The following is a 25644-nucleotide window of genomic DNA, read 5'->3' as shown; positions in this document are numbered from 1 at the left end:
TAGGACCGGGCGCAAGTGGGAAAAGGGGGCCACCCGGAGGCGGCCCCCTTCCCAGCCGTCACGCCTTGACGGTCGCGGACTCCTCGCCCGCGGGTTTGGTCTCGTCGTCGGAGTTGAGCGACTCGAGCAGCTCGTCCCGGTCGGTCGACGGCTCGGGCTTGAGCAGGCCGAACGCGATGTACAGGACCAGCGACACGATCAGCGGTGTCGCGACCAGCACGCCCTTCGTGACGAAGGCGGCCTTCTGGAGCTGTTCGATGTAGAGGAACGCCCAGACGCCGAGTCCGCCGACCACCGAGGCGATGGCCGCCGACGGGCCGAACTTCCGGAACCACGGGAGCAGGCCCAGCATCAACGGGATGGCGATCGGACCCATCGTCGCGGCCACCAGGTCGACCACGACCTTGAGCACGAAACCCTGCCCGCCGGACGTGATCGCGATGATCATGCTGAGGCCGATGAAGAGGAACGTCGTGACCCTGGCCAGTTTCAACTGGTTGTCCGACGTCAACCTGGTGATGCCCTTCCACAGCTTGGGCAGCATGTCCCTGGTGATGACCGCGGAGATCACGTTCGCGTCCGACGACACCATCGCCATGGTGTGCGAGAAGAAGCCCGCCAGCACCAGGCCGACCATGCCCGCGGGGAGCATCGCCTTGCCCATCTCGACGTACGCCTGCTCGGCGTTGCCCTCCATGCCCGGCACGATCAGCGGCGCCGCCCACATCGGGAAGAACAGGACCAGCGGCCACACGAGCCAGAGGCCCGCGGACAGCAGGGCGGAGCGCTTCGCTGCGGCACCGGACGGCGCGGCCATGTAGCGCTGCGCCAGGTTCCACATGCCGCCGTTGTACTCCAGCGTCTTGATCAGGAAGAGCGCCATGAAGAACGTGAACGTGTAGGGCCCGGACAGCGGGTCGCTGTGCGACTCGGGCAGCTTGTCCCAAATCGTCCACATGAAGTCGACGCCGCCGAGGTGCGCGGCGACCGCGACGAACATCGCGATGCCCGCGGCGCCCTGGATGACGAACTGGCCCATGTCGGTGAGCGCGTCGGCCCACAGGCCGCCCAGCACCGAGTAGACCATCGTGACGAGGCCGATCAGGATGATGCCCCACGTGATGGGCACCCCGGCGAACCCGCGCAGCAGGATCGAGACGGCGGCCCACTTGGCCGCGATGTCGACGACCTTGAGGACGGCACCGCACCACGCCATCAACTGCTGGGTCGGCACGTTGTAGCGCCGCGCCAGGTACTCCAGCGGTGAGGCCACGTTGTGCTTGGCGCGCAACCGGTTCCAGCGCCCGGCGAACAGGAACGCGCCGATGCCGACACCGATGCCGATGGTCAGCGACCACCAGATGTAGACCGTGAGGCCCAACCGGTACGCCTCGGCGGCGAACGCGACGAACATGACGGCGCTGTAGCCGGACATGTGGTGCGAGATGCCCGACAGCCACCACGGCATCCGGCCGCCCGCGGTGAAGAAGTCGGCGATGTTCTTGACCCGCCCGCGCGACCAAATACCGATGGCCACCATGACGAAGAAGTACCCAGCGACCACGATCCAGTCGAGGGTGCCCATGAGACCTCCTGGTGTGCACAGAGAGTGCGGCCCGTCCGCAGGAGCTGGGCGACACGGGCGGCGGTGCCCAGCTCATCCACACGGGTTATGTGACGTAGGTCTTACGAGGCTGTTGCGGTGCGCGGAAGGCCTTGACAGAGAACTGACTCACATTTGTGATCCTTGTTCACATATGTGCACGTTGACGGGCGTGGCGGCACCCGATCGGCCGCGTTGACAAGCCGGGTCCGCAGTCGCCCACCGAAGGGTTGGAGCGTCTGGCTCGCCACATCCGGGGTATTCCCCTTGCCGGGGTTACTGACAGGTAATACTCTGTTGTTACCGGTCAGTAGGGGATAGAGGGACAGGCCCCGCACCTTTCGGGAGTGAGTGACGAGATGGGCCACTACAAGAGCAACGTCAGGGACCTGGAGTTCAACCTCTTCGAGGTCTTCAACGTGCAGGACCACCTCGGCACGGGGCCGTTCGAACAGGCTGACGAGGAGACCGCGCGCGGGGTGCTGGCCGAGCTGAACAAGCTCGCCGTCGGCCCGCTGGCGGAGTCGTTCGTCGACTCCGACCGCAACCCGCCGGTCTTCGACCCGAAGACGCACTCGGCGACGCTGCCCGAGTCGTTCAAGAAGTCGTACCAGGCGCTGTGGGACGGCGAGTGGTACCGCCTCTCGCTGTCGGACGAGCTGGGCGGCTACGGCGTGCCGCCGTCGGTGCAGTGGGCGGCGTCCGAGCTGATCCTGGGCTCGAACCCGGCCGCGTACATGTACATGGCGGGCCCGAGCTTCTCCTCGGTCGTCTACAACAACGGCACCGAAGAGCAGAAGCGGTGGGCCAAGACCTGCATCGAGCACGGCTGGGGCGCCACGATGGTGCTGACCGAGCCCGACGCGGGCTCCGACGTCGGCGCGGGCCGCACGAAGGCCGTGCTCCAGGAGGACGGTTCCTGGCACATCGACGGCGTGAAGCGGTTCATCACGTCCGCCGACCAGGACCTGACCGACAACATCATGCACCTGGTGCTGGCGCGGCCCGAGGGCCCCGGCGTCGAGGCGCGGCCCGGTACCAAGGGCCTGAGCATGTTCCTGGTGCCCAAGTTCCACTTCGACGGCGAGACCGGTGAGCTGGGCGAGCGCAACGGCGCCTTCGTCACCAACGTCGAGCACAAGATGGGCCTCAAGGTCTCCACGACCTGCGAGCTGACGTTCGGCCAGCACGGCGTGCCCGCCAAGGGCTGGCTGCTCGGCGAGGTGCACGACGGCATCGCGCAGATGTTCGAGGTCATCGAGCACGCGCGGATGATGGTCGGCACCAAGGCGATCGGCACGCTGTCGACCGGCTACCTCAACGCGCTGGCCTACGCCAAGGAGCGCGTGCAGAGCGCGGACCTGACGCGGATGACGGACAAGACCGCTCCGCGCGTGACGATCACGAACCACCCGGACGTCCGGCGCAGCCTGATGCTCCAGAAGGCGTACGCCGAGGGGCTGCGGGCCGTGTACCTGTACACGGCGACGTTCCAGGACCGGATCGCGCTGGGCGGCGAGGACAAGGAGCTGGCCGGGAAGGTCAACGACCTGCTGCTGCCGATCGTCAAGGGCGTCGGCTCGGAGCGGGCCTACGAGCAGCTCGCGCAGTCGTTGCAGACGCTCGGCGGGTCGGGTTTCCTCCAGGAGTACCCGATCGAGCAGTACATCCGGGACTCGAAGATCGACTCGCTGTACGAGGGCACGACGGCGATCCAGTCGCTGGACTTCTTCTTCCGCAAGATCATCCGGGACAAGGGCCAGGCGCTCGGGTTCATCAACGGCGAGATCCAGGCTTTCCTCGACAACGAGGGCGGCAACGGCCGCCTGAAGGAGGAGCGGGCGCTGCTCAAGCAGGGCCTGGAGGACCTCCAGGGCATGCTCGGCGCGATGGTCGGCTTCCTGACCACGTCGCAGGAGGACGTCCGCAACATCTACAAGGTCGGCCAGAGCTCGGTCCGCCTGCTGATGACCGCGGGTGACGTGCTGGTCGGCTGGCTGCTGCTGCGCCAGGCCGAGGTGGCGCTGGCGAAGCTGGCGGAACCGGTGTCCGCCAAGGACAAGGCGTTCTACGAGGGCAAGGTCGCGGTGGCGTCGTTCTTCGCCCGCAACGTCCTGCCGGAGCTGAGCGCCCGCCGCAAGGTCACCGAGTCGACGGACAACTCGCTGATGGACGTGGACGAGAGTTCCTTCTGACGCACCGAAAAAGGGGGCGTCCCGACCGGAAACGGTCAGGACGCCCCCTTTTCGCACGTCACTTGTGGGCGCGCGCCGCGGCGAAGCAGTAGATGCCGAACCCGAAGAACCCGAGCGCGATCACGGCGAGCAGGAACACGCCGTACGGCTCGCCCGCGAGCGTGTGCAGCGCCTTGTCGAGGCCGCCGGACTGCTCGGGGTCCGCGTTGACGGCGGCGATGCCGACCAGCAGGCCGATGATCGCGTACGCCAGGCCCTTGCCGATCCAGCCGATGCGGCCGGTGCGCTCGACGAACTTCCGCGTGCCGCCGGGCAGTTCGCCCATGTTGAGGTCTTCCTCGAAGCTCTTCTTGACGCCCTTGCGGATCACGATGAACGCGATGACCAGGACGCCGATCGCGACCGCTCCGACGAGGAACTGGCCAGCGGGCAGCGCGAGCACCTGCGCGGTCAGCTCCTGCTGCTGCTCGCTGGAGTCACCGCTGCTGGAACCGGAGGCGTACTTGATCGCGGCGAACCCGAGGATCACGCCGGTGATGGCGCGCGAGGCGGCGCCGATGCGCTTGCCGACGCGCTTGCGCTTCTTGCCGATCCACGTGTAGCCGATGGCGGCTTCCAGCACCTGCCACAGCGCGAAGGCGAACAGCCCGATGGCCGTCACCCACAGCAGGAACGGGCCGAACGACGTCGACGCGATCTGCCCGAGCGCGCCCTTCTGGTCCGCCTGCTCCCCGCTGTCGCCGAGCACGACCTGGGCCGTGATGAAGGCCAGGAGCACGTACAGGATCCCGTAGAACACCATGCCCACCCGGCCCGCGACCTGGACGACCGGGTTCTCGTTGACCTCACGTGCTGTGCGTTGCGCTGTACCCACGGCGGGCTCCAATCACTCGGACGAGTGATACCCACCTGACCGGGGCTTCACACGCGGAAGCCCGCCCAGCTTCGAGCTGGACGGGCTTCCGCGGGCGTTCTCGGGATCAGCTACCCGGCGGCTTGGGGTCCTTGGGACCGCACACGATCGTCGGGGACGCGTCGTACTTGACCGTCTGGTTCTCCCGGCGGACCTCGTTGCCCGCCAGGTCCTTGATGATCCGGGTGTCGGTGACCGTGAAGCCCTGGGCACCGGTGCCCGCCGCGCACGGCGTGGTCTCCTTGTGGATCGTCTGCGGCTCGGTGAAGTTCGTCTTCTCACCGGTCACGCCCTCGATCTGGAAGCGCTTCGTGCCCCAGAGGACGACCTTCAGCGACGACGGCGTCCAGATCGTCTGGATGGCCACGCCGGTCTCGGCGTCGTTGGTGAACTTCAGGTCGATGACGCTGGAGCCGTCCGGGTTCTCGAACACGGTGGCCTCGCGGCCCGCCGGGTACCGGGAGATCCAGTAGCTGTGCGCCTGGTGGCCCGCGTCCTTCATGCCCGCGTAGTACGACGCGTTGTACAGCGTCGTGGCGAACTGCGAGATGCCACCGCCGACCGCCCGGCCGGGGGCGCCGTTGTTGATGATGCCCGCCTCGACGTAGCCCTGGGCCGCGGCGCGCTGGCCGGTGAAACCGTTGAGGCTGAACGTTTCGCCAGGTTTGACGATGGCGCCGTTCACCTTGGCCGCGACGACCTTGATGTTCGTCCCGGAGTCCGCCGCGAAGCCACCGGTCTCGAAGGAGCCGATGACCTCCTTGATGCCCAGCTTGTTGGCGGCCTCGGTGGTGACCTTGGCGGGCGTCTTCTTGTACTCGGCCTTGATCTCGCGCTGGTCGGCGCGCTTGAGCACGTCCAGGCCGGGCACGAGGCTCTTCTCCCAGTCGATGGAGAGGCCGTCGACGGACTCCTTGACGACGGGGGCGCCGCTGTCGAAGACGACCTCGGCGTCCTTGCCCTCCTTCTCGGTCTCCTTGAGCTGGGGACCGGCGGCCTCGGCGAACTTGGCGCCGTCGATCTTCGCGTTGAGGGCACCGCCGTCCGCGGGCTCGAACACGAGGACCCCGGCGAGCTGCTCCGGCGTGAGGGTCGCGTCCTTGCCCTCGCCCTTCACCAGCACGGGGGAGGCGACGGCGGGCTTCGCGACCTCGTTCAGCGCCTTCTCGACGCCTTCCTTCGTGGTCTTCACCGGCGTCGTCGTCACGGGCAGTTCGACCTGGCCCTTGGCCCAGTCGGCGAGCACGACGGCGGACGCCTTGTCGGCTTCGAGCTTCTGGCCCTGCTTCGGGTCGACGGCCTTCGGCGTCGCACCCTCGAACGCGATCGTGCCCTCGACGGGGTCGTGGTCGGTCGTGGCGCGCATGCCCTCCAGCGCGGCCGCCAGCTTCGTCGAGTCGCTCGACGTGGCGAACCCGACCTCGCGGGAGGTGAAGAACGAGGTCACGCGGGTGATCGGCGACAGCGGCTGGCTGCCCGCGCGGTCGATCGTGGACGACCAGTCGAGCGTCAGACCGGCGGCCTTCGGGTCGATCTCGGTCTCGACGTCACCGGCCGTCGCCTTGAACGGCAGGCTCAGGCGCGGCTCGATCTGCTGGCGCAGCTTGGCCTCGGCCTCGCCGTGGCTCAGCCCGCCGACCTCGACGCCCGCGACCGTCACGCCGCGCGGCACGTTGCCGCTGGAGATCAGGATGTCCAGGCCGTACAGGGCGACGAGCACACCCGCGGCCGCGCCGGCGACGATGCCGATCTTGCGCAGGCGCTTCTTGCGGGCCGCCGCGGCGGCCTCGGGGTCGCCGTCCTCACCCTGCTCGACCATCACCGGGCCGTGGACCGCGGTGGTCCCGTCCGGGGGCGGGGGCGAGTTGTAGAAGGACGTCGCCGCGGCGGGCGGCGTGGGCGCCCCGACGAACGAGGTCGCCTCCGCGGTCGGGCCGGGAGCGCCGACGAACGAGGTCGCCTCGGCCGTCGGACCGGGCACCCCGAGGAACGACGTCGCGTCCACCGGCGGGCCGGGGACCGGGGGCGGCGGGGTGTTCAGGAACGACGTCGCCTCGGCCTGGGGCGTGGGCGGGGCGAACGGCGGCGGGGGCGGCGGCGCGGTGCGCACCGTCGGGGAACTCGCGAACTCGGCTTCACCGTCGGGCTCGTGCTCGGGCCAGCCGGTGTCCTGCGAAGCCTGGAGCGAGGCCGCGGAGAACTTCGCCGTCTTCTCCGACGCGGTCTCCCGCGGGCGGACCGGCTCGATCGCCATGGTCCGCTCCGCCTCGTACTCGGGCCGCTGCTTGTCCGGCACCGCGCCCCCTTCTGGCTCGTCAAAGGTCGTCTAGCGAGTTGTTACCGGAACGCCATCACGCGGTGATCACGTTCGGGGGTGTCACAGGTAAAGACCGGTCCCCTGATCGGTCTGCTCGGTCGCGGTCGCGTGCACGTCCCGCTCCCTCATGACCAGGTAGGTCTGACCGTGAACCTCGACTTCGAGCTGGTCGTCCGGGTTGAACAGCACCCGGTCGCCGACCTTCACGTGGCGCACGTGGGTACCGATGCCGTGGACGTCTCCCCAGGAGAGGCGCTTCGCCATCTGCGCCGTGGACGGGATCACGATGCCGCCGCTGCTGCGGCGCTCCCCGTCCTCGGGCGAGATCCGCACCAAGACGCGGTCGTGCAGCATCTGGATCTCGAGCTTGACATCAGCCACTCGCAGAGTCTACGTGGCAGATCCGGACGACTGGACCAGGTGTCCACCCCTAGTTGTCGTCGAGGCCGCCCATCATGAGCGGCAGCCTGTTCGGTCCACCCGCTGTCACACGAACGGGTACACCCCAGTCCTGACGGGTGAGACGGCAGACCGGGTGTTCCACGGCGGGGTCATCCGTGCAGCTAGCGGCCTGTGCGACGACGTGCAGCACGCCGTCGGCGATCCCCTCGGCGATCCTCAGGGTGCGGGTGAGGTCGGTCGTGACACCGGCTCCGTCGAGGAGCAATTCCGGTGGCGAACTCGTGACCTCCAGCCGCGTCGAGGGACCATACCTTTCGTCCAGTTTCGTCCCTTTTGGTGGGGTAAACACGACTACCAGCTCCACCTCGCCGGTCCCGATGACCGACGGCGGCCTGCGCACCCGGTGCGCCTGCCCGGACACCAGTTCCGCCGCGACGCCGGGGGAGACCGGCCGGTCCAGGCGGTGCGCCGCCGACGCCACGACGACCAGCTCGCCGTCGACCAGCACCACCCCCGACGGCTCGGCGACGCCGCTCGCGAGCGTCGAGACCTCGTCGGTGCTCGGGTCGTAGCGCCGCAGGGCGCCGTTGTACGTGTCCGCGACGGCGACGCTGCCGTCCGGCAGGACCGCCACGCCCAGCGGGTGCTGGAGCAGCGCCTGGTCGGCCTTCCCGTCGCGGTGGCCGAAGTCGAACAGCCCCCTGCCGATCGCCGTGTGGACCGTGCGGTCCGCGTCCAGCCAGCGCAGCGCGGACGTCTCGGAGTCCACCAGCCACAGCCGGTCCCCGTCCGCCGCCAGCCCGGACGTCTGGGCGAAGAACGCCTCCAGCGCCGGACCGTCGCTCAGGCCTTCGACGGTGGTGCCCGCCAACCGGCTGAGGCGCTCGGTGACCGGGTCGAACAGGCCGAGGGTGTGGTTGCCCGCCAACGCGATGGCGACGCCGTTCGCGGGCGCCCACCACTCGACGTCCCACGGGCTGGTCAGCTCGATCCCGGCGGCGGGCCCGTCGGTCTCACCGCCGCGCCACTGCTCCCCCGTGCCCGCGACCGTGGTGACCTCGCCGGTCTCCAGGTTCAGACCGCGCAGCAGGTGGTTGACCGTGTCCGCGACGACCACGTCGTAACCGACCCGGCTCGCGACCTCCGGCGGCAGCAGCGCGAGGCCCGCCGGTTCGGAGAACGTCGGCTCCGCACCGTCCTGCCGCCCCCTCCGGCCGGTGCCGAAGCGGCGGACGACTGTCTCGCCGTCGGCCTCCAGCTCCACCACGCGGTGGTGCGCGGAGTCGGCGACGAGCAGCGTGCCCGCGGGCGTCACGATCGCCTTCGACGGGAACCGCAGCTCCGTGTCGACCGGCTCCGGCGCCACGTACGGACCGCCACCGCGGTGCAGCGTGCCCTTCGCCCCGTGCTCGGCCACCAGCTCGCCGACGACCTGCCGCAACGCGTCCAGGTGCCCCTCACCAGCGGCGACGTGCACCACGTACCCCTCGGGGTCCACCACGACCAGCGTCGGCCACGCCTTCACGGCGTACGCCTGCCAGGTCGTCAGCTCCGGGTCGTCCAGCACGGGGTGGTGCACCTCGTACCGCTCGACGGCCGCGGCCAGCGCGTCCGGATCGGCCTCGTGCACGAACTTCGGCGAGTGGACCCCGATGGTCACCAGGACGTCCTCGAACTCGGCCTCCAGCGGGCGGAGCTCGTCGAGGACGTGCAGGCAGTTGATGCAGCAGAACGTCCAGAAGTCGAGCAGCACGACCTTGCCGCGCAGGTCCGCGAGCCGCACGTCCTCGCCACCGGTGTTGAGCCACCCGCGGCCGACGAGTTCGGGGGCGCGGACACGGGCACGGCGGCGTTGAGCTGTGGTCACGACGGAAGTCAACAACAAGCGGGCGATCGGCTGTTCCAGGGTCCACTTCCTGGGACGTCCGGGACGGTCAGCCCCGGACGGTGCGCGGGCCGACGACCTCGGCGCCCAGTTCGGTGACCCGGCGGCGCAGTTCGCGGTCCGCGGTGACCACGACGGTGCGCCTGCCCGCGCCCGCCGTGCGGACCACGTCGACGATCGTGTCGTCGCCCTCGCCCGGTGAGCGGACCACGCGGACGTGGTCGACGGACTCGACGCCGTTGGCCTTGCCCTCGACGACGAGCACGACCTCCATCGGGCCGTCGGCGTCGATGCCTTGCGCGGCAACGGGGACGAGGGAGTCGCGCAGGCGTGCGGCGGCGCCCGCTCGGTCGCGCCACCAGCCGTCCGGCACCGAGCCGACGACGTTGGCGGAGTCGACGACCAGCAGCGGGAGTTCGTCCATGCGGACCAGTTTGTCAGCTTCGGTTGACACGCGCATGTTTGTCACCCTAGGTTGACAAACATGGAGTCCGCGACGGAACTGGCGGCCACCGCCAACGGGCAGGAACCGGGGCAGGGCCTGGCGGCGGTCGCCGCGCTGCGCCGCCTGCTCGAAGAACTGGAGGCGGTGCACGTCCGCAACGCCCGCGCGCAGGGCTGGTCGTGGGAGGCCATCGCGGACTCCCTCGGCGTGACCAGGCAGTCCGCCCACAAGAAGCACGCCAGGAGGTAGCCGGATGTTCGCCCGCTTCGACGCGACCGCCCGCCGCGCGGTCGTCCGCGCAGGTCGGCTGGCAGGTGAGTACGGCCGCCGCACGCTCGACACGGACTTCCTGCTGCTGGCGCTCGCCGAGGCGCACGCCGTCGACGACGTCACGGCCGACGCCGTCCGGTCGCGCATCAGCGGTCCGACGGACCGGGAACTGCTGGCGACGCTGGGGATCGACGTCGACGTGCTGCGCCCGAAGCTCGGCGACGACCCCGGCGGGTGGCGGTTGCGGCGGTCACCGCTGCGGCCGCTGCGCGTCACGCTCACCGGGCCGACGACCGAGTTCGTGCTGACCGCGCACGCCAGGAAGGCCGTCGAGGTCGCGCTCCACCACGCCCACCGCGGCGGGACGTCGGTCCAGCAGCCCCACCTCGTGCTGGGGCTGCTCGCGGACCGGGACAACCAGTCCGTGCGGATCCTGCACCGGCTCGGAGCGGACCTGCGGACGTTGTGGAGCAGGCAGCTACCGCGGGCGGCGGCGTAGTTCGGACAGGTCGTCCGGACCGGGGCCGTCGAGCGTCGCGGCCATGACCGGAGCTTCGACGCGGGCCCAGCGGAGCACCGTCCGCGTGGCCTGGTCCCGTTGCGCCTCAGGCAGTTTCGCGATGTTCGCGCCGTGGTTGCCGCCCGGAACGGTGAAGCTGAACGAGTCGCGCGTGCCGCGGCCGAGGCGGAACGGTTCGGCGCCCCACGGGTCGTTGCCGCCGTAGACGAACAGCAGGGTGCGGCCCGCGTGCCGGACCCAGTTGTCGACGTCGCGCATGACGCCGGGCTGGAACCGCATCGGGATGTCGGCGGGGACGAAGGACCTGGGCACGCTGGAACCGGGGTACCGCAACAGGTCCGCCACGGCCCGCTCGTCCGCTTCGGGCGAGCCGAGCTGGGTGCCCGCCTGGTAGTAGTACGGCGTGTACGGGGCCACGCCGGCGTCGGTGTAGAAGTCGAAGCCGACGGTGTCGTCCATGAACTTCACGAGCTGCGCCACGGTGGCGTCCGGGCCGGGGACGAGGACGCAGTCGGCCTGGGTCTGGTACTGCCAGAAGGTGAACGGCGTGTCCAGGACGAGGATCTCCAACGCCTTCTGGGGTGTGCCGAACAGGGTGTTGTAGGTGTAGCCCCTGGACAGCATGATCTCGGCGACCTCGTCGCGGTGCTGGAGGAGCTGGCGCTGGACGCCCTCCAAGCGGCGGTTGCAGGTGTCGTCGGTGCCCACGTCCGCGATGAAGTCGCCGTAGACGTCCCTGCGGTCGTCGACGTCGTTCGGGGCCACGTAGGCGATCGTGGCGTCGACGTCGTTCGGGAAGAAGCGGCGGTGGTAGACGGAGGTCATGCCGCCCTTGCTGGCACCGGTCGAGAGCCACTGGGCCCGGTAGATCCGGTGGAACGCCCGGACGATCCGGTGGTGGTCGTTGGCCGCCTGCCAGATGGTCAGGTCCCGCCAGTCGGTCGGGGACGGGCGGGACGGGGTGAAGAAGCGCTGCTCGACGCTGAGCTGGTTGCCGTCCACCAGCCTGGCGGGCTCGGAGAGGCCGGGGCCGCCCGGCAGGCCGTAGCCGGTGGTGTGCAGGATCATCGGACGGCTGACGTCCTTGTGCAGCAAGGAGATCCGCTGTTCGAAGGTGCCCCGCTCCGGGTGCCGGTGATCCGTCGGCTGCTGGAAGCCGAGGACGTAGTACTGGTAGGCGCCCGCGGTGGTCTTGCTGATGACCCGCAGGCCCCGGATGCCCGCCAGCTCGTCGTCCAGGTCAGGGGGAATCCCCACCGCCACTTGGGAAAGAGCCAGGAGCAGGACCATGAGGAGCCGCGTCAGCCGGGTCACGTGAGCGAACGTATCGGCCGGTTGAGGGCAGGGGCACCGGCCGATCGGAGGGAGACCGGAATTGTCGGTGCCGGGTGGGAGGGTTTCCCCACGTCGTCGCGGAGGGGGATCAGTGGTGGAGACGCGTTGGTGCGGGAAGTCCCGGTGGGGTCGGGGTTCCGAGGAGGCCTGGACGGGGTGCGCCACCCGGTGAGGGGGCGGTTCCCGTGCGGCGGACGCGGGGGCCGGTGAGCGCGGGGGCGGGTGGCGGATCGGCGAAATCCGGTACCCGCTCCCCGGTCCGGGCATGAAGAAACCCCGCGGTGCTGCCAGGTCGGGGGTCCGACAGCATCGCGGGGTCATCTGGAACATCGAACGGCGCTCGGGAACCGTTACACACCCTTGCGGACGTGACTTGGATCACGGAGATCCGACGCTGTTCCAGCCGAGGTGACGAGGGTCCTGGCACGCGGGAGGCCTGCCAGGACCCTCGTCCGTTCCCCGAGGTCTCGCGCTCTGCGACGGGGCGCTCACCTGGTGTCGACAGGTGACGTCGCGGCGGCGAGGTCTCAGCGGAGAGTGGTCATCTGGTTCTGAGCGATGGCGATCAGCTCGTGGCGCATGGCCGGCGTGGACGCCATGTCGATGGCGCGGGCAACGGCCTTGCGGTTGCGAGCTTCGACACGACGGGCGCGGAGCTTCGCGGTGATGTTCATCGGTATTACTTCCCTCTCCAGAGGTCGTCTTCGGTTGTGTAGCTCAAGTATGCACCTTCGACCGCGCGAACGCACCCGTTTATCCGGTGAGTTGGGGCACAGGCCGATGAATCATCGGCAGTGACCTGGATAACCCCCACGATTCGCCTGCCATACACCTGCTGTCACCGAATGGGCCACCTGCGCGTCCGAGCAGCTCTCTAGCATCCGCGCTAGAGAACCGGATACAGCGGGATGCGCCGCGTCCTCGCAGGTGGGAGGCCTAGTCCTCGCGACCGAGGAGGAAGCGGCCGAAGTGCGGGACGGTGAACGCGATCTGCCCGCGTTCCGCCGAGTAGACCAAGCCCTTCTTGATCAGGCTGTCCCGCGCGGGCGAGAGCGACGACGGCTTGCGGGCCAGGTGCTCGGCGACCTGGGCGGTGTTGACGCCCGCGTCCTTGCCGTCGGTCATCTCGGCCATCGCGCGCAGGTACTCGCGCTCGGCGGGCGTCGCGCGCTCGTAGCGCGAGCCGAAGAAGCCGACGGCCAGCTCGGCGTCGGCCTCGGGAGCGGCCACCGACACGTCGAGCGCGGTGATCGGGTCGTCCGGCGCGGCGTCCCACGCGGCCTTGCCGTAGGCCTGGATGAAGTACGGGTAACCACCGGAGGCGTCGAACAGGGCGTCCAGCGCCTCGACGTCGATGCCAGCGTCCTCGCGTTCGACCGGGGCGAGGACGGCGCGGTCGGCGTCCTCGCGGCTCAGGCGGTCGATGCGGACGTAGCGGAACAGGCGCTCGGAGTACGACTTGCTGGCCGACAGGACGGCGGGCAGGTGCGGCAGGCCCGCGCCGACCACGACCAGCGGCGCGCCGGACTGGGACAGCTCGTGGCACGCGGCGCACAGCGCGGAGATGTCGTCCGGCCGGAGGTCCTGCATCTCGTCGATGAGCAGCGCGACGCCCGTGCCGACGTCCTGCGCGAGTTCGGCGACGTCGGTGAACAGCTCGACCAGGTCGATCTCGATGTCACCCGAGTCGGCCCTGCCGGACGTGGCGGGCACGTCGATGCCGGGCTGCCAGCGGTCGCGGAGCTTCGCGTCGGCCGGGTTCGAGCGGAGCGCGAACGCCTTGAGCACGCCAAGCGCGGCCTCGACCCGGTCCGGGGCCCGGTGCCGGACGGCGAGGTCGCGGATCGCGCGGTGCAGGGCGGCGGCCAGCGGACGGCGGAGTCCCGCGTCCGGCCGGGCCTCGATCTTGCCCGCGCCCCACCCGCGGCGCAGCGCCATCGAGCGCAGCTCGCCGAGCAGCACCGTCTTGCCGACGCCGCGCAGGCCGGTGAGCACGAGGCTGCGTTCCGGACGGCCGCGCGCGACCCGTTCCAGCACGACCTCGAAGGCGCCGACCTCCTTGTCCCGCCCGGCGAGCTCGGGCGGACGTTGGCCTGCGCCGGGGGCGAACGGGTTGCGCACCGGGTCCACGCCCGCACGCTATCGCCGTATCTAGGGTCGAGCCGATATTCGGGCAGACTTCTCCGCGGTGTTTCGTCCTCTACCACTCTCTAGTGCTCACGCTAGACAGACCAATCGTTGCGGATGATCCGGTGGCGGGGTTGGCTGGGCGCTGTGGCTGAGGTGTTGACGAAGGGGACGGGCACGGTCGAGCGAACCGCGGACCGCGCACAGGTTGACGTGAGCTTCGAGACGTCCGGCGGACTGCGGAACGAGGCCGTCGAAGCGCTGACCAGCCGCGTTTCCACGGTGGAACCGCTGCTGAACCGGCCGGGCATCGAGGTCCGGTCGCGGCAGTTGTCCGTGCACGACAACTGGGACGGCAACACGAAGGCGGGCAGCCGGGCGAGTCAGCGGTACGTGCTGCGGGTGACGGACCTGGCCGAGCTGGACGGGCTCCTCGCGGCGCTCGTGCTCGCCGAACCGACCTGGCTGAACGGCCCGTCGTGGGACCTGACAGACACCAAGGACGCGGTGTTCGAGGCCCAGCAGGACGCCGTCGCCGACGCGCGGCTGCGGGCCCAGGGCTACGCCGAGGCGCTCGGCCGCAGGCTCGGCCCGCTGGTGCGGCTGTCCGACGGCGACGGCGGCGACCAGTGGCAGATGGACACCGCGATGTCGGCGAGGTCGTTCGCGGGGTACGGCGGCAGCCCCGGCACACCGGTGCAGGTCGACCAACTCGGCCTGGAGCCGCAGCAGATCACGGTCACCGTGCGGTGCAGCGCCACCTGGTCGCTGCTCGACTAGCGCCGTCCACAGGTCCATCCACACCTGTGGACAACTCGAACACCTGTTCGATTGGCGCGACGCGACCATCCGGGGTCGCGCGCCGAAAAGCAGGATCGTGCAACAAGGCAAGAGGATCTTTCTACCGTTCGCCCAGCCGGCGGTGTTCTCCTGAGGTGGCGAGTCAAGCACCCCACTACCTCAGGGAGCACGAACATGGCACTGGACTCCTACGTCACCCTCGGCCGGTCAGGGCTGCGCGTGAGCCCGTTCTGCCTGGGCGCGATGAACTTCGGCGAGGAGGGCGGCTGGGGCTGCGGCGTCGAGGAGTCGGAGCTGATCCTCCGGACCTACCTCGACCACGGCGGCAACTTCGTCGACACGGCGAACTTCTACACCAACGGTCACTCGGAGGCGATCCTCGGCGACTTCCTCGCCGCCCGCCCCGGCCTGCGCGACCGCGTCGTGCTCGCCACGAAGTTCTTCGGCAACATGCACCCCGGCGACCCGAACGGCGGCGGCGGCGGGCGCAAGGCCGTCCTCGCGCAGGTCGAGCAGTCGCTGCGGCGGCTGCGGACCGACCACGTCGACCTGCTGTGGCTGCACAACTGGGACGCGCACACGCCCGTCGAGGAGACGATGCGCACGCTGGACGACCTGGTGACCGCGGGCAAGGTCCGCTACCTCGGGTTCTCCAACACGCCCGCCTGGTACACGGCGCAGGCCAACACCACCGCCCTGCTGCGCGCGTGGACGCCCGTCATCGCGCTCCAGGTCGAGTACTCGCTGCTCGCGCGCACCGTCGAAGGCGAACTCGTCCCGCTCGCCCAGGACTCCGGCATGGGCGTCCTGCCGTGGAGCCCGCTCGCGGGCGGCTACCTGTCCGGCAAGTACAGCCGGGGCGAACAGCCGCGGGACACCAGGCGCGGGCAGATCACCGGTGGTCCGAGCGACGAGCAGTACGAGGTCGTCGACGCGGTCGCCGCCGTCGCCCGCGACCTGGACACCACGTCGGCGGCCGTCGCGCTCGCCTGGCTCCGCGACCGCCCCACCGTCACGGCGCCCATCGTCGGCCCTCGGCGCGTCGACCACCTGACCGCCAACCTCGCCGCGCTGGACGTGCGGCTCACCGCCGAGCAGACCGCCGTACTGGACCAGGTGTCCGCGCCGAGCCTGGACTACCCGCACGACCTGAACCGGCAGGTGGGCCCGATGCTCCAGTTCGGCGGCGCGACCGTGGACGGCCGCACGTCCACCGTGTACCCGCCGCTGCTGGAGAGCGCGACCCGCTACTGAGCGCGGCGGTCGTAGTCCTGTTGCCGCGCCTGGATCTCGTCTACGTTCTCGACCGTCCAGGCGTACAGCCTGCCGAACGGCTCCCGCAGGGATTCGCCGAGCGGCGTGAGCGAGTACTCGACGCCGATCGGCGAGGTCGGCAACACTCGGCGCACGATCATCCCGTTGCGCTCCAAGCGGCGCAGGGTCTGGGTCAGGACCCGCTGGGTGACGCCTTCGAGGCGGCGTTTGACGTCGTTGAACCGGCGCGGCTCGTCGAGGACCGCCATCACCATCATCGACCACTTGTCGGCGATCTGGTCGAGGATCGGGCGGCTGGGGCAGTCGGACCGGTAGACGATCCCGGTCTCGGGAGTGGTCATGTCGGTGTCCCCCGCGATCCCTGAAGTGCGTTGTTGACGATGGTCGGCCTTCCCCGCACTGTAAGTATGCATCAGGAACCTAGATGCCTACCGGATACGGATAACTCCCTGGCGGCTAGCGCTCCAGGATCGCCGTGACGCCCTGGCCCCCAGCGGCGCAGATCGAGATCAGACCGCGGCCGGATCCCTTCTCGGCCAGCAGTTTCGCCAGGGTGGCGACGATCCGGCCGCCGGTCGCGGCGAACGGGTGCCCCGCGGCCAGCGAGGAGCCGTTGACGTTGAGCCTGGAGCGGTCGATGGAACCGAGCGGGGTGTCCAGGCCGAGCCTGGCCTTGCCGTAGTCCGCGTCCTCCCAGGCGGCGAGGGTGGCCAGGACCTGGGACGCGAAGGCCTCGTGGATCTCGTAGAAGTCGAAGTCCTGCAAGGCGAGGCCCGCGCGGGCGAGCATGCGAGGCACTGCGTAGGCGGGGGCCATGAGCAGGCCTTCGGCGCCGTGCACGTAGTCGACGGCGGCGGTCTCGGTGAACGTGAGGTAGGCCAGCACGGGCAGGTCGTGGGCGGCGGCCCACTCCTCACTGGCCAGCAGCACGGCCGAGGCGCCGTCGGTCAACGGCGTGGAGTTGCCCGCGGTCATGGTGGCGCCGTCGCCGCGACCGAAGGCGGGCTTGAGCGCGGCCAGCTTCTCGACGCTGGAGTCGGGGCGGAGGTTCTGGTCGCGGGTGACGCCGAGGAACGGCGTGACGAGGTCGTCGAAGAAGCCGCGGTCGTAGGCGGCGGCGAGGTTGTGGTGGCTGGCGGCGGCCAGCGCGTCCTGGTCCTCGCGGGTGATGTCCCACAGCTTCGCGGTGATCGCGGCGTGCTCACCCATGGACAGGCCGGTGCGCGGTTCGCCGTTGCGCGGCACGTCCGGGACGAGGTGGCTCGGGCGGAGCTTGGCGAGCAGCTTGAGCCTGCCCGCGGTGCCGCGCGTGCGGTTGAACTCCAGCAGCACGGCGCGCAGGCCCTCGTTGACGCCGATCGGCGCGTCGCTGGTGGTGTCGACGCCGCCCGCGATGCCGGAGTCGATCTGGCCCAGCGCGATCTTGTTCGCGACGGCGATCACGGCCTGGAGCCCGGTGCCGCACGCCTGCTGGAGGTCGTACGCGGGGGTGTCGGCGGCGAGCCTGCTGCCCAGCACGGCTTCGCGCACGAGGTTGAAGTCGCGGCTGTGCTTGAGGACCGCGCCCGCCACGACCTCGCCGAGCCGTTCGCCCTGGAGGCCGAAGCGGCTGACCAGACCGTCCAGGGTGGCGGTCAGCATGGCCTGGTTGGACGCCGTGGCGTAGGGCCCGTTCGACCTCGCGAAGGGGATCCGGTTGCCACCGAGGATCGCGACGCGCTTGATGTCAGCCATGCTGGCCATTCTACCTACCGATCAGTAGACTTACCAGCGAGTAGGGAGCGTGGGATGGATCGGTACCAGCGGTTCGCCAAGTCCGGGATCGGACGCCTCGTCGTCGGCAGGCTCGGCCTGCCCGACCCGTACCCGCTGCGCCGGTTCACCCCCGGCCAGCCACTCCTGGCCGGGCCGGTGCTGCTCGGCGGGACCGGACGGCTGGTCGACCCCGTCGCGGCGGTCCTGGAGCAGGTCGACGTCCACCGCGAGGCCGTGACCGGCCAGGAGTACGCCGCGCTGGTGTTCGACGCGACCGGGATCGACGACACGACCAGGCTGCGCGAGGTCCACGAGTTCTTCCACCCGGTGATCCGCTCGCTCGGCCCGTCCGGCCGCGTCCTCGTGCTGGGCGGCGGGACGGGCGTCGCGCAGCGCGCGCTGGAGGGCTTCACCCGGTCCGTCGGCAAGGAACTCAAGCGCGGCGGCACGGTCCAGCTCGTCCACGTCGCCGAAGGCGCGGAGGACGGCATCGAGTCGACGCTGCGGTTCCTGCTGTCGGCCAAGTCCGCGTACGTGTCCGGCCAGGTCATCCGCATCGGCCGCGCGACCGTCGAGGAACCCGCCGACTGGGACCGGCCGCTGGCGGGCAAGGTCGCGCTCGTGACCGGCGCGTCCCGCGGCATCGGCGCGTCGATCGCCGAGGTGCTCGGCCGCGACGGGGCGCACGTCGTGTGCCTGGACGTGCCCGCGCAGGGCGGCGACCTGTCCGAGGTGGCCAACCGCGTAGGCGGTTCCTCGCTGCAACTGGACATCACCGCCGCCGACGCGCCCGCCAGGCTGGTCGACCACCTCACCCAGCGGCACGGCGGCGTCGACGTGGTCGTGCACAACGCGGGCGTGCTGCGGGACAAGACGTTGGGGCGCATGGACTCCAGCCGCTGGGACGCCGTGATCGCGGTCAACCTGACGAGCCAGGAGCGGATCAACGCGGCGCTGCTGGGGACGAACGCGCTGCGCGGCAACGGGAGGATCATCGGCGTCTCGTCGATCGCGGGCATCGCGGGCAACGCGGGCCAGACGAACTACGCCACGTCCAAGGCGGGCGTGATCGGCGTCGTCGAGGCGCTGACCGAGGAGATGGCCGGTCGCGGCAGCACGGTGAACGCCGTCGCGCCGGGCTTCATCGAGACCGCGATGACCGCCGGCGTGCCGCTGATGACGCGCGAGGTCGGCAGGCGGCTGAACAGCCTGTCCCAGGGCGGGCTACCGGTGGACGTCGCGGAGACCATCGCCTGGTACGCGCACCCGGCGTCCACCGGCGTCAACGGCACCGTGGTCCGCGTGTGCGGCCAGATGCTGCTGGGGGCGTGATGGCGAACCTCGCGCTGCTCTACGCGAAGGCCGGGCTGACCGGGTTCCTGCACGGCGGCGACGCGCTGCCGCCGTCCACCCGGTCGACCGACGTCGTGGTCGACCGGGCGCACCTGGCCGCATATAACGAGGTGTGCGGTTTCCGCGTCGGCGACACCGTGCCGATCACCTACCCGCACGTGCTCGGGTTCCCGTCGCAGTTGGAGCTGATGACCGAGCGCGCGTTCCCGTTCGCGCTGCCCGGCCTGGTGCACATCGGCAACCGGATCACCCAGGTCCGGCCGTTGGCCGTCGCCGAACCGCTGTCGCTGCGCGTCCACACCGAGAACCTGCGACCGCACGAACGCGGGCGGCAGTTCGACGTCGTCACGACCGCCGCCGTGGCGGGCGAGACCGTGTGGACGGACACGTCGACGTACCTCAAGCGCGACAACGGTTCCGGCTCCGGCACACCCGCGGACCCACCACCGTCGACGGCGGTGTGGCAGGTACCCGGTGACGTCGGCAGGCGCTACGCGAAGGTGTCCGGCGACCGCAACCCGATCCACCTGCACCCGTTGGCCGCCAAGGCTTTCGGCTTCCCGCGAGCCATCGCGCACGGCATGTGGACCAAGGCGCGGTGCCTGGCGGCGTTGGAGGGACGGCTGCCGGACGCGTACACGGTCGACGTCCGGTTCAGCGCACCCGTGCTGCTGCCCGCGACCGTGGACTTCTCCGCGTCACCGGACGGGTCGCGGTTCGCCCTGCACCACCCGAAGACCGGGAAACCGCACCTCAGAGGCGTTGTTCAGCCGGTCTGAGCGTGCGGGGCAACGTCCGCGTAGCCACCGGCGTCGATCACGGCGAGCAGACCGGGCCGCTCCGGCTTCCACCCGAGCAGGTCACGGGTGATGGCGCTCGACACGACGCAGTCCATGCCGAAGAACCCGCCGAGCCACCCGAAGTGCTCGCCGGCTTGAGCGGCGGGCACCGACCGTGCGGGGACGCCGATGGACCGGCCGATGGCTTCGGCGATCTCGCGCGTCGGCACGCCCTCTTCGTCGACGGCGTGCAGCACGGAGCCCGCAGGGGCCGACTCGACCGCGAGCCGGACGAGCACGGCGGCGTCGAGCCGGTGCACGGCGGGCCAGTGGTTCGCACCGTCCTCGATGTAGCCCGAGAACCCGTGCCGCCGGGCGAGGTCGACGAGCGTCGCCACGAAACCGTGGTCACCGGGGCCGTGGACGGTCGGCGCGAACCGGGCGGCGATGGACCGCACGCCCCGATCGGCCAGCGCCAGCGCCGCCGCGGCGTTCGCGACCCGCACGTGCGAGGCGGGGTCGGGCGTGTCCCGCTCGGTGACGAGTTCGCCGCCGCCGAGGCCCGCCACGCCGGACGCGATGACGAGCGGACCGCCGGTGCCGGCGAGCACGTCGCCGAACGCGTCGATGGCGCTCCGGTCGAGCCGCGCGGCCAGTTCCATCTGGGAGAAGTCGTGGTGGTAGCCGAGGTGGACGACGCTGTCGGCCTGTACCGCCCCGGCCCGCAACGACTCCACGTCGTCGAGCGAGCCGCGGTGCACCTTGGCGCCGAGCGTGGCGACCGCGTCCGCGGACCTGTCGGACCGGGCCAGGCCGAGCACCTCGTGCCCGGCGACGAGCAGTTCGGTCACGACCGCCGAGCCGATCCACCCGGAGGCGCCGGTGACGAAGACGTGCATGGGATCTCCCGAGTGCGCAGTGATGTCACATTACGACATCACGCTAGCACGCCGATGTCACATTGTGCCATCGCTACACTCGGCCGCATGGGACGATGGCAGCCGGGCGCGAGCGGCCGACTGGGACAGGCCGCGATGGAGCTGTACTTCGAGCGCGGCTACGACCAGACCACCGTCGCCGAGATCGCCCAGCGCGCGGGCGTCACCTCACGCACGTTCTTCCGGTACTTCGTCGACAAGCGCGAAGTCCTGTTCGCCGGGACGGACGCCGTGCGCGAACGACTGGTGGCGACGCTCGACACCGTGCCGCCGGACACCACGCCCCTCGGCACCGTGAGGGCCGCGCTCGACGCCGTGGTCGCGCTCATCGGCGACGACCACGACCACTCGCGGCGGCGGCAGCAGATCATCACCACGCACGCCGAACTCCGGGAACGCGAGCTGGCCAAGCTCGCCGCGTGGTCGCGCGCGCTCGCCGACGGCCTGCGTCAGCGTGGCGTCGACGAGCCCGCGGCGAGCCTGGCGGCCGAGGTGGGGGTCGCGGTGTTCCGGGTGGCGTTCGAGCAGTGGACGACCGGCCCTGGGGACCGTTCGCTCGTCGAGGTCATGCACGACTCGTTCGGGCGGATCCCCACGGCGTAGCTAACGACGTGACGGCGGGTGCCAGATGTTGCCCTGCACGAGGTCGCCGAAGCCCATCCACACCAGGTTCATCAGCCGGGACGCGACCACGCCCGCGGGCTCGTCCGGGTGGTCCAGCCACCAGTCCGCCAAGGACTCACCGGCGCCGACCAGTGCCGCGGCAAGGCTTTCCGCCTCCTGCTCCGAGGTGCTGGGCACCTCGTCCGACCGCGAGCTGTGCACGAGGAGCGCGGCGACCAGGCTGACGGCGCGGCCCCGCATCTCCGCCAGCTCGGCGGCGAACGGACCGCCCTGGGAACTGGCCTGGCGGTGGAGGACCTGCCAGCTCGCGCGGTTCTCGCCGACGAAGTCGAAGAACGCGCGGAGCCCGCTCCACAACTGCACGTCCGGCGGCTGGTCCGGCTCGACGCCGCCCGCGATGGCCTCCATCATGACGGTCGCCTCACGGCGGATGCAGGTCGCGAACAGCTCCTCCTTGGAGCCGAGGTAGGCGTACAGCATCGGCTTGGAAATGCCCGCGACCTCGGAGATCTCGTCCATCGAGGCGGCGTGGAATCCGAGGCGCGAGAAGACGTCCACGGCGGCGTCCATGATCTGGCGTTCACGCACCGCGCGCGGCAATCGTTTGGCTCTACCGGTACGGACCGGTTGGTCTGCGTGCATCGCACCCCCTGAAGGCTGGAACAAGATTACTCGGCCACCTTGCGGACGTACCTACTCGCCAGTAGATTTACTGATGAGTAGGTACAGGAGGCGTCCATGACCATCGACCTCACCACCGAGGCGATCGCGAAGCTCAGCCCGTCCGAGCTGATCAGCACACTCAAGCAGATCGACCCCGCCGATCCCGCGTCGAAGGACGTCGACATCGACGTGATCGCCATGGGCGTCGACCCGAAGAAGCTGGGCAAGGACGAGTTCGCCGACCTGCTGGCGGCCTTCGGCGACGCGGACCTCGACCTGGCCAAGCTGGACCCGCAGAACTTCGCGCGCATCGTCTCGCGCGCGTCCAAGGACCAGATCGAAGCCGTCACCGGTAGGCCCGGCCTGCGCGAACGCGTGCTCGACGAGGTGTTCCGACGCATGGAGTCGCACTTCCGCGGCGAACGCGCGGGCGCCACCAGGGCCGTCGTCCACTTCCACCTCACGGGCGGTTTCGGCGAGACCGGGCTCGACACCTACGAGGCCGTGATCGAGGACGCCACGTGCACGATCAACAAGGGCGAGACCCGCGAGCCCAGGGCGAGCGTGACGTTGAGCCCGGTCGAGTTCCTCAAGCTGGCCACCGGCAACGCGTCCGCCCCGGTGCTGTTCATGACTGGCAAGCTCAAGGTCAAGGGGGACTTGGGCTTCGCCGCCGGGTTCATGAGCCTGTTCACCATTCCGAAGGCCTGAGGAGAAAAGTTCGATGGGTGGCTTCTCGCTGGAGCTGAACGAGGACCAGACCGACCTGCGCGACTGGGTGCACGGTTTCGCCAAGGACGTCATCCGCCCCGCCGCGTCCGAGTGGGACGAACGCGAGGAAACCCCATGGCCCGTCATCCAGGAAGCCGCCAAGATCGGCCTCTACGGGTTCGAGGCGCTCGCCACGTGGTTCGCCGACCCAATCGGCCTGTCACTGCCCATCGCCACCGAGGAGCTGTTCTGGGGTGACGCGGGCATCGCCCTGTCCCTCATGGGCACCGGCCTCGCCGCGGCAGGCATCTTCGCGTCCGGCACACCCGAACAGTTGGCCGAGTGGGTACCCGAGTGCTTCGGCACCGAGGACGACCCGAAACTGGCCGCGTTCTGCGCGTCCGAACCACAGGCGGGCTCGGACGTAGCCGGCATCCGCACCCGCGCCCGGTACGACTCGGCCACCGACGAGTGGGTGCTCAACGGGCAGAAGGCGTGGGCCACCAACGGCGGGATCGCCAACGTGCACGTGGTCACCGCCGTCGTCGACGCCTCCCTGGGGTCACGCGGCCAGGCCGGTTTCATCATCCCGCCCGGCACCGCCGGGGTGTCGAGTCCGGGGAAGATCCGGAAGCACGGGATGCGGGCGTCGCACACGGCGGACGTGTTCCTGGACGACGTGCGCGTGCCGGGACGGTGCTTGTTGGGCGGCAAGGAGAAGCTCGACGCACGACTGGCGCGGGCCCGTGAGGGCCAGAAGTCCGGCGGCCAGGCGGCCATGGCGACCTTCGAAACGACCCGGCCGACCGTCGGGGCGATGGCGATCGGGGTCGCACGGGCGGCTTACGAGTACTCGCTGGAGTACGCCAAGGAACGCGAAGCGTTCGGGCGGAAGATCATCGAGAACCAGTCGATCGCGTTCGACCTGGCGAACATGCGGATGGAGATCGACGCGGCCCGGATGCTGGTGTGGCGGGCGGCGTGGATGGGGCGCAACAACGTGCCGTTCACCGCGGGTGAGGGGTCGATGTCGAAGCTGAAGGCGGGCGAGGTGTCGGTGTGGGCGACTGAGCGGGCCATCCACATCTTGGGCGGCGCGGGATACACGCGAGACCACCCGGTGGAGCGGATGCACCGGGACGCGAAGATCTTCACCATCTTCGAGGGGACCAGCGAAATTCAGCGATTGGTAGTGGCCAGGGCGATTTCCGGGGTCTACATCCGCTGAGTTGATCACCCCAGGCCGTCCTCAGGCCGTCTGAGTGGACGGGGTCTTACGCGGCTTGAAGACCCCGTCCACTGCCTTCCTCGCTCGCTGGTGGCTGGACGGCATGAGGTGGGTGTAGGTCCGGAGCGTGAAGCCGGGGTCCTGGTGGCCCAGGTACTCCGCAAGCTCCTTGATCGACACACCCTGAGTGAGCAACGTCGAGGCGTAGAAGTGCCGCATCGCGTGCATCCCGTCCTGGCGTTTCGTGTAGGTGAGCCCGGCCTGTTTGAAGGCCGGAACCCACACCACCTTGTTGAACAGGTCGCCGCTCTGCGCGTTGCCGTCGTCCCGGACCATGAGCAGGTTCGCGGTGACCGGTGCGCCGTTCGGTTCGTCCCACGGCAGCGTGACCGGAATGGCCGGGTACGTCTCCTGGTAGGTGTCGAGGGCTTCCAGCACACCAGCCGAGATCGGCACCTGGCGCTCCTTGTCGCGCTTGGGGAGCGAGTAGACCAGCGTCCGGTTGATCAGCCGGAGCTGACGACCGATGTTGATCACCATCGCGTCCCGGTCAACGTCGTCAGGCGAGAACGCCAGGATCTCCCCTTGGCGCATCCCGCCGCCCGCCCCCAGCAAGGCAGCGACCTTGAACCGCGCGGGCAGTGCCAGTTGGAGTGCGCGTAGCCGGGATTCGGCCCACGGCACGACCTTGCGCGGTGCCGCAAGAGGTGCACAGGATTGAGAAGTCTTTAGAAATAATTGAAAAGGAAGCACTTGCAGGCGCGCAGGCAACACCTGGCGCACACGAACGAATAGTACATTGGCAAAAAATGGGAGGACAGGTCGCGATCGTAAGCAATAGCAACATAGGCGCAATCGGAAACTACTTGAACAGAAGCAAGATTCAAAATATCTTCGCGTCGAGCCGAGGCGGCGCGCGAGTTCAAATGATAGTTAGGAACTATACTCCACTCAGACTAAGGATCAAGTTCCGCCGAAAAGTCACTTCTAAACATAGTAACATATATTCCGAATAGCCTTCGAAGAACAGAAGCAAGGCTGACGACCAAATGAACAAGAAGCCACGCCGCAATAGCAGACGATATAAACGAAATGAATCCAGGATTACCGAGAGCAGGGACTGAAGCAATCAAAGCGAGACACAAAGAAAGAGTCATCGAAACAGATGAAACATAAAGCGCCCCGACTGCCGATGAAGCTATTAGCTTTCGCAGACTTCTGCGCTCTTTAAATTCTGCAACTTCATGCACTTTTACCCTCAAGTTGGCCAAGAAAACGAATACACTAATCATAACGCCAACTAGCAGTGAAGTTGCTGCCAGCAATTGGGGAACTCCGCCGAGGCGAACTCGAAATACCACAAATACAGCACCAATAAGGGTAGGAAGACCATACATTAGCAACAGTTCGGGTCGAGTGGCCTTATCCTCACCTTCCGCACGATTCGCTTTGTTATGATATAGAACAATAGGCCAAGGGTTGAAGCGCTGAAGCGGCTTGGCCAT

At 69.3% G+C, this 25644-nt stretch carries 25 protein-coding genes; 10 read left to right on the top strand and 15 right to left on the bottom strand.

Annotated features, from left to right (window positions below; translation table 11 throughout):
• Positions 1 to 58 precede the first annotated feature (58 nt).
• Positions 59 to 1585 (bottom strand): sodium:solute symporter family protein, encoded by a 1527-nt coding sequence (locus tag NZH93_RS28265; RefSeq protein WP_259626263.1) that lies wholly within the window; start codon positions 1583 to 1585, stop codon positions 59 to 61.
• 377 nt (positions 1586 to 1962) lie between these two features.
• Here NZH93_RS28265 and NZH93_RS28260 point away from each other — a divergent pair, with 377 nt between their 5' ends.
• Positions 1963 to 3798: an acyl-CoA dehydrogenase gene (locus NZH93_RS28260; protein WP_259626449.1), complete on the top strand. Its 1836-nt coding sequence runs from the start codon at positions 1963 to 1965 to the stop codon at positions 3796 to 3798.
• Positions 3799 to 3856: 58 nt separating this feature from the next.
• On the opposite strand, the gene NZH93_RS28255 is transcribed toward NZH93_RS28260, so the two are convergent.
• The 5 genes from NZH93_RS28255 to NZH93_RS28235 form a co-directional block, all read right to left on the bottom strand.
• Positions 3857 to 4672 carry a DUF1206 domain-containing protein gene (locus tag NZH93_RS28255; protein ID WP_259626262.1) on the bottom strand — a complete coding sequence of 272 codons (816 nt, stop codon included), beginning with the start codon at positions 4670 to 4672 and terminating at the stop codon, positions 3857 to 3859.
• A 106-nt stretch (positions 4673 to 4778) separates the two neighbouring features.
• On the bottom strand, positions 4779 to 6530 hold the full coding sequence (locus tag NZH93_RS28250; protein WP_276024307.1) for a VanW family protein: 1752 nt from the start codon (positions 6528 to 6530) through the stop codon (positions 4779 to 4781).
• Positions 6531 to 7088: 558 nt separating this feature from the next.
• Entirely contained in the window at positions 7089 to 7409 is a 321-nt protein-coding gene (locus tag NZH93_RS28245) for a GroES family chaperonin (protein WP_259626260.1), read from the bottom strand.
• Between the two features lie 49 nt (positions 7410 to 7458).
• The gene (locus tag NZH93_RS28240) at positions 7459 to 9297 is read right to left on the bottom strand and encodes an NHL domain-containing thioredoxin family protein (RefSeq protein ID WP_259626259.1); all 1839 of its coding nucleotides are present in this window, start codon (positions 9295 to 9297) and stop codon (positions 7459 to 7461) included.
• A 67-nt stretch (positions 9298 to 9364) separates the two neighbouring features.
• Positions 9365 to 9739, bottom strand: coding sequence for an NTP pyrophosphohydrolase (locus NZH93_RS28235; RefSeq protein WP_259626258.1), 375 nt, complete (start codon positions 9737 to 9739; stop codon positions 9365 to 9367).
• A gap of 60 nt (positions 9740 to 9799) precedes the next feature.
• Here NZH93_RS28235 and NZH93_RS28230 point away from each other — a divergent pair, with 60 nt between their 5' ends.
• Together NZH93_RS28230 and NZH93_RS28225 are read left to right on the top strand one after the other, a co-directional pair.
• Entirely contained in the window at positions 9800 to 10009 is a 210-nt protein-coding gene (locus NZH93_RS28230) for a helix-turn-helix domain-containing protein (protein WP_259626257.1), read from the top strand.
• A 4-nt stretch (positions 10010 to 10013) separates the two neighbouring features.
• Positions 10014 to 10529: a Clp protease N-terminal domain-containing protein gene (locus tag NZH93_RS28225; RefSeq protein ID WP_259626256.1), complete on the top strand. Its 516-nt coding sequence runs from the start codon at positions 10014 to 10016 to the stop codon at positions 10527 to 10529.
• Here the strand turns inward: NZH93_RS28225 and NZH93_RS28220 are convergent.
• The 3 genes from NZH93_RS28220 to NZH93_RS28210 all read right to left on the bottom strand — a co-directional run bounded on the left by NZH93_RS28220 (position 10509) and on the right by NZH93_RS28210 (position 14015).
• The gene (locus NZH93_RS28220; protein WP_259626255.1) at positions 10509 to 11864 is read right to left on the bottom strand and encodes a serine protease; all 1356 of its coding nucleotides are present in this window, start codon (positions 11862 to 11864) and stop codon (positions 10509 to 10511) included. The two genes, NZH93_RS28225 and NZH93_RS28220, sit on opposite strands and share 21 nt — an antisense overlap.
• 548 nt (positions 11865 to 12412) lie before the next feature.
• Entirely contained in the window at positions 12413 to 12559 is a 147-nt protein-coding gene (locus NZH93_RS28215; protein ID WP_259626254.1) for a hypothetical protein, read from the bottom strand.
• Between the two features lie 262 nt (positions 12560 to 12821).
• The gene (locus NZH93_RS28210) at positions 12822 to 14015 is read right to left on the bottom strand and encodes an ATP-binding protein (protein ID WP_259626253.1); all 1194 of its coding nucleotides are present in this window, start codon (positions 14013 to 14015) and stop codon (positions 12822 to 12824) included.
• 144 nt (positions 14016 to 14159) lie between these two features.
• On the opposite strand from NZH93_RS28210, the gene NZH93_RS28205 reads away from it, so the two are divergent.
• Together NZH93_RS28205 and NZH93_RS28200 are read left to right on the top strand one after the other, a co-directional pair.
• On the top strand, positions 14160 to 14792 hold the full coding sequence (locus NZH93_RS28205) for an SIMPL domain-containing protein (RefSeq protein ID WP_259626252.1): 633 nt from the start codon (positions 14160 to 14162) through the stop codon (positions 14790 to 14792).
• Between the two features lie 195 nt (positions 14793 to 14987).
• The gene (locus tag NZH93_RS28200; RefSeq protein ID WP_259626251.1) at positions 14988 to 16067 is read left to right on the top strand and encodes an aldo/keto reductase; all 1080 of its coding nucleotides are present in this window, start codon (positions 14988 to 14990) and stop codon (positions 16065 to 16067) included.
• On the opposite strand, the gene NZH93_RS28195 is transcribed toward NZH93_RS28200, so the two are convergent.
• Together NZH93_RS28195 and NZH93_RS28190 are read right to left on the bottom strand one after the other, a co-directional pair.
• Positions 16061 to 16429, bottom strand: coding sequence for a winged helix-turn-helix transcriptional regulator (locus tag NZH93_RS28195; RefSeq protein ID WP_259626250.1), 369 nt, complete (start codon positions 16427 to 16429; stop codon positions 16061 to 16063). The genes NZH93_RS28200 and NZH93_RS28195 overlap by 7 nt on opposite strands.
• A 115-nt stretch (positions 16430 to 16544) precedes the next feature.
• Positions 16545 to 17822 carry an acetyl-CoA C-acetyltransferase gene (locus NZH93_RS28190; RefSeq protein ID WP_372506888.1) on the bottom strand — a complete coding sequence of 426 codons (1278 nt, stop codon included), beginning with the start codon at positions 17820 to 17822 and terminating at the stop codon, positions 16545 to 16547.
• Between the two features lie 54 nt (positions 17823 to 17876).
• Between NZH93_RS28190 and NZH93_RS28185 the strand changes: the two genes are divergently transcribed.
• Together NZH93_RS28185 and NZH93_RS28180 are read left to right on the top strand one after the other, a co-directional pair.
• On the top strand, positions 17877 to 19175 hold the full coding sequence (locus NZH93_RS28185; protein ID WP_259626248.1) for a 3-oxoacyl-ACP reductase: 1299 nt from the start codon (positions 17877 to 17879) through the stop codon (positions 19173 to 19175).
• On the top strand, positions 19175 to 19975 hold the full coding sequence (locus tag NZH93_RS28180; RefSeq protein ID WP_259626247.1) for a MaoC family dehydratase: 801 nt from the start codon (positions 19175 to 19177) through the stop codon (positions 19973 to 19975). Before NZH93_RS28185 ends, NZH93_RS28180 begins: the two co-directional genes overlap by 1 nt.
• On the opposite strand, the gene NZH93_RS28175 is transcribed toward NZH93_RS28180, so the two are convergent.
• Entirely contained in the window at positions 19963 to 20874 is a 912-nt protein-coding gene (locus NZH93_RS28175; protein WP_259626246.1) for an SDR family oxidoreductase, read from the bottom strand. The two genes, NZH93_RS28180 and NZH93_RS28175, sit on opposite strands and share 13 nt — an antisense overlap.
• Before the next feature lie 87 nt (positions 20875 to 20961).
• Here NZH93_RS28175 and NZH93_RS28170 point away from each other — a divergent pair, with 87 nt between their 5' ends.
• On the top strand, positions 20962 to 21516 hold the full coding sequence (locus tag NZH93_RS28170; RefSeq protein WP_259626245.1) for a TetR family transcriptional regulator: 555 nt from the start codon (positions 20962 to 20964) through the stop codon (positions 21514 to 21516).
• Here the strand turns inward: NZH93_RS28170 and NZH93_RS28165 are convergent, their stop codons facing one another.
• On the bottom strand, positions 21517 to 22179 hold the full coding sequence (locus tag NZH93_RS28165; protein ID WP_259626244.1) for a TetR/AcrR family transcriptional regulator: 663 nt from the start codon (positions 22177 to 22179) through the stop codon (positions 21517 to 21519).
• A 96-nt stretch (positions 22180 to 22275) separates the two neighbouring features.
• Between NZH93_RS28165 and NZH93_RS28160 the strand changes: the two genes are divergently transcribed.
• Complete coding sequence (locus tag NZH93_RS28160; protein WP_259626243.1) at positions 22276 to 22911, top strand: SCP2 sterol-binding domain-containing protein; 636 nt, start codon at positions 22276 to 22278, stop codon at positions 22909 to 22911.
• Positions 22912 to 22924: 13 nt separating this feature from the next.
• Complete coding sequence (locus NZH93_RS28155) at positions 22925 to 24139, top strand: acyl-CoA dehydrogenase family protein (RefSeq protein ID WP_259626242.1); 1215 nt, start codon at positions 22925 to 22927, stop codon at positions 24137 to 24139.
• A gap of 21 nt (positions 24140 to 24160) precedes the next feature.
• Here NZH93_RS28155 and NZH93_RS28150 read toward each other — a convergent pair whose 3' ends face one another.
• Together NZH93_RS28150 and NZH93_RS28145 are read right to left on the bottom strand one after the other, a co-directional pair.
• A complete protein-coding gene (locus NZH93_RS28150; protein ID WP_259626241.1) occupies positions 24161 to 24922 on the bottom strand; it encodes a tyrosine-type recombinase/integrase in 762 nt (253 codons plus the stop codon).
• A 173-nt stretch (positions 24923 to 25095) separates the two neighbouring features.
• A complete protein-coding gene (locus NZH93_RS28145) occupies positions 25096 to 25644 on the bottom strand; it encodes a hypothetical protein (protein ID WP_259626240.1) in 549 nt (182 codons plus the stop codon).

Source organism: Umezawaea endophytica, assembly GCF_025061645.1.
GTDB classification, from domain to species: Bacteria; Actinomycetota; Actinomycetes; order Mycobacteriales; family Pseudonocardiaceae; genus Umezawaea; species Umezawaea endophytica.
This window is presented reverse-complemented; position numbering and strand designations above follow the sequence as displayed.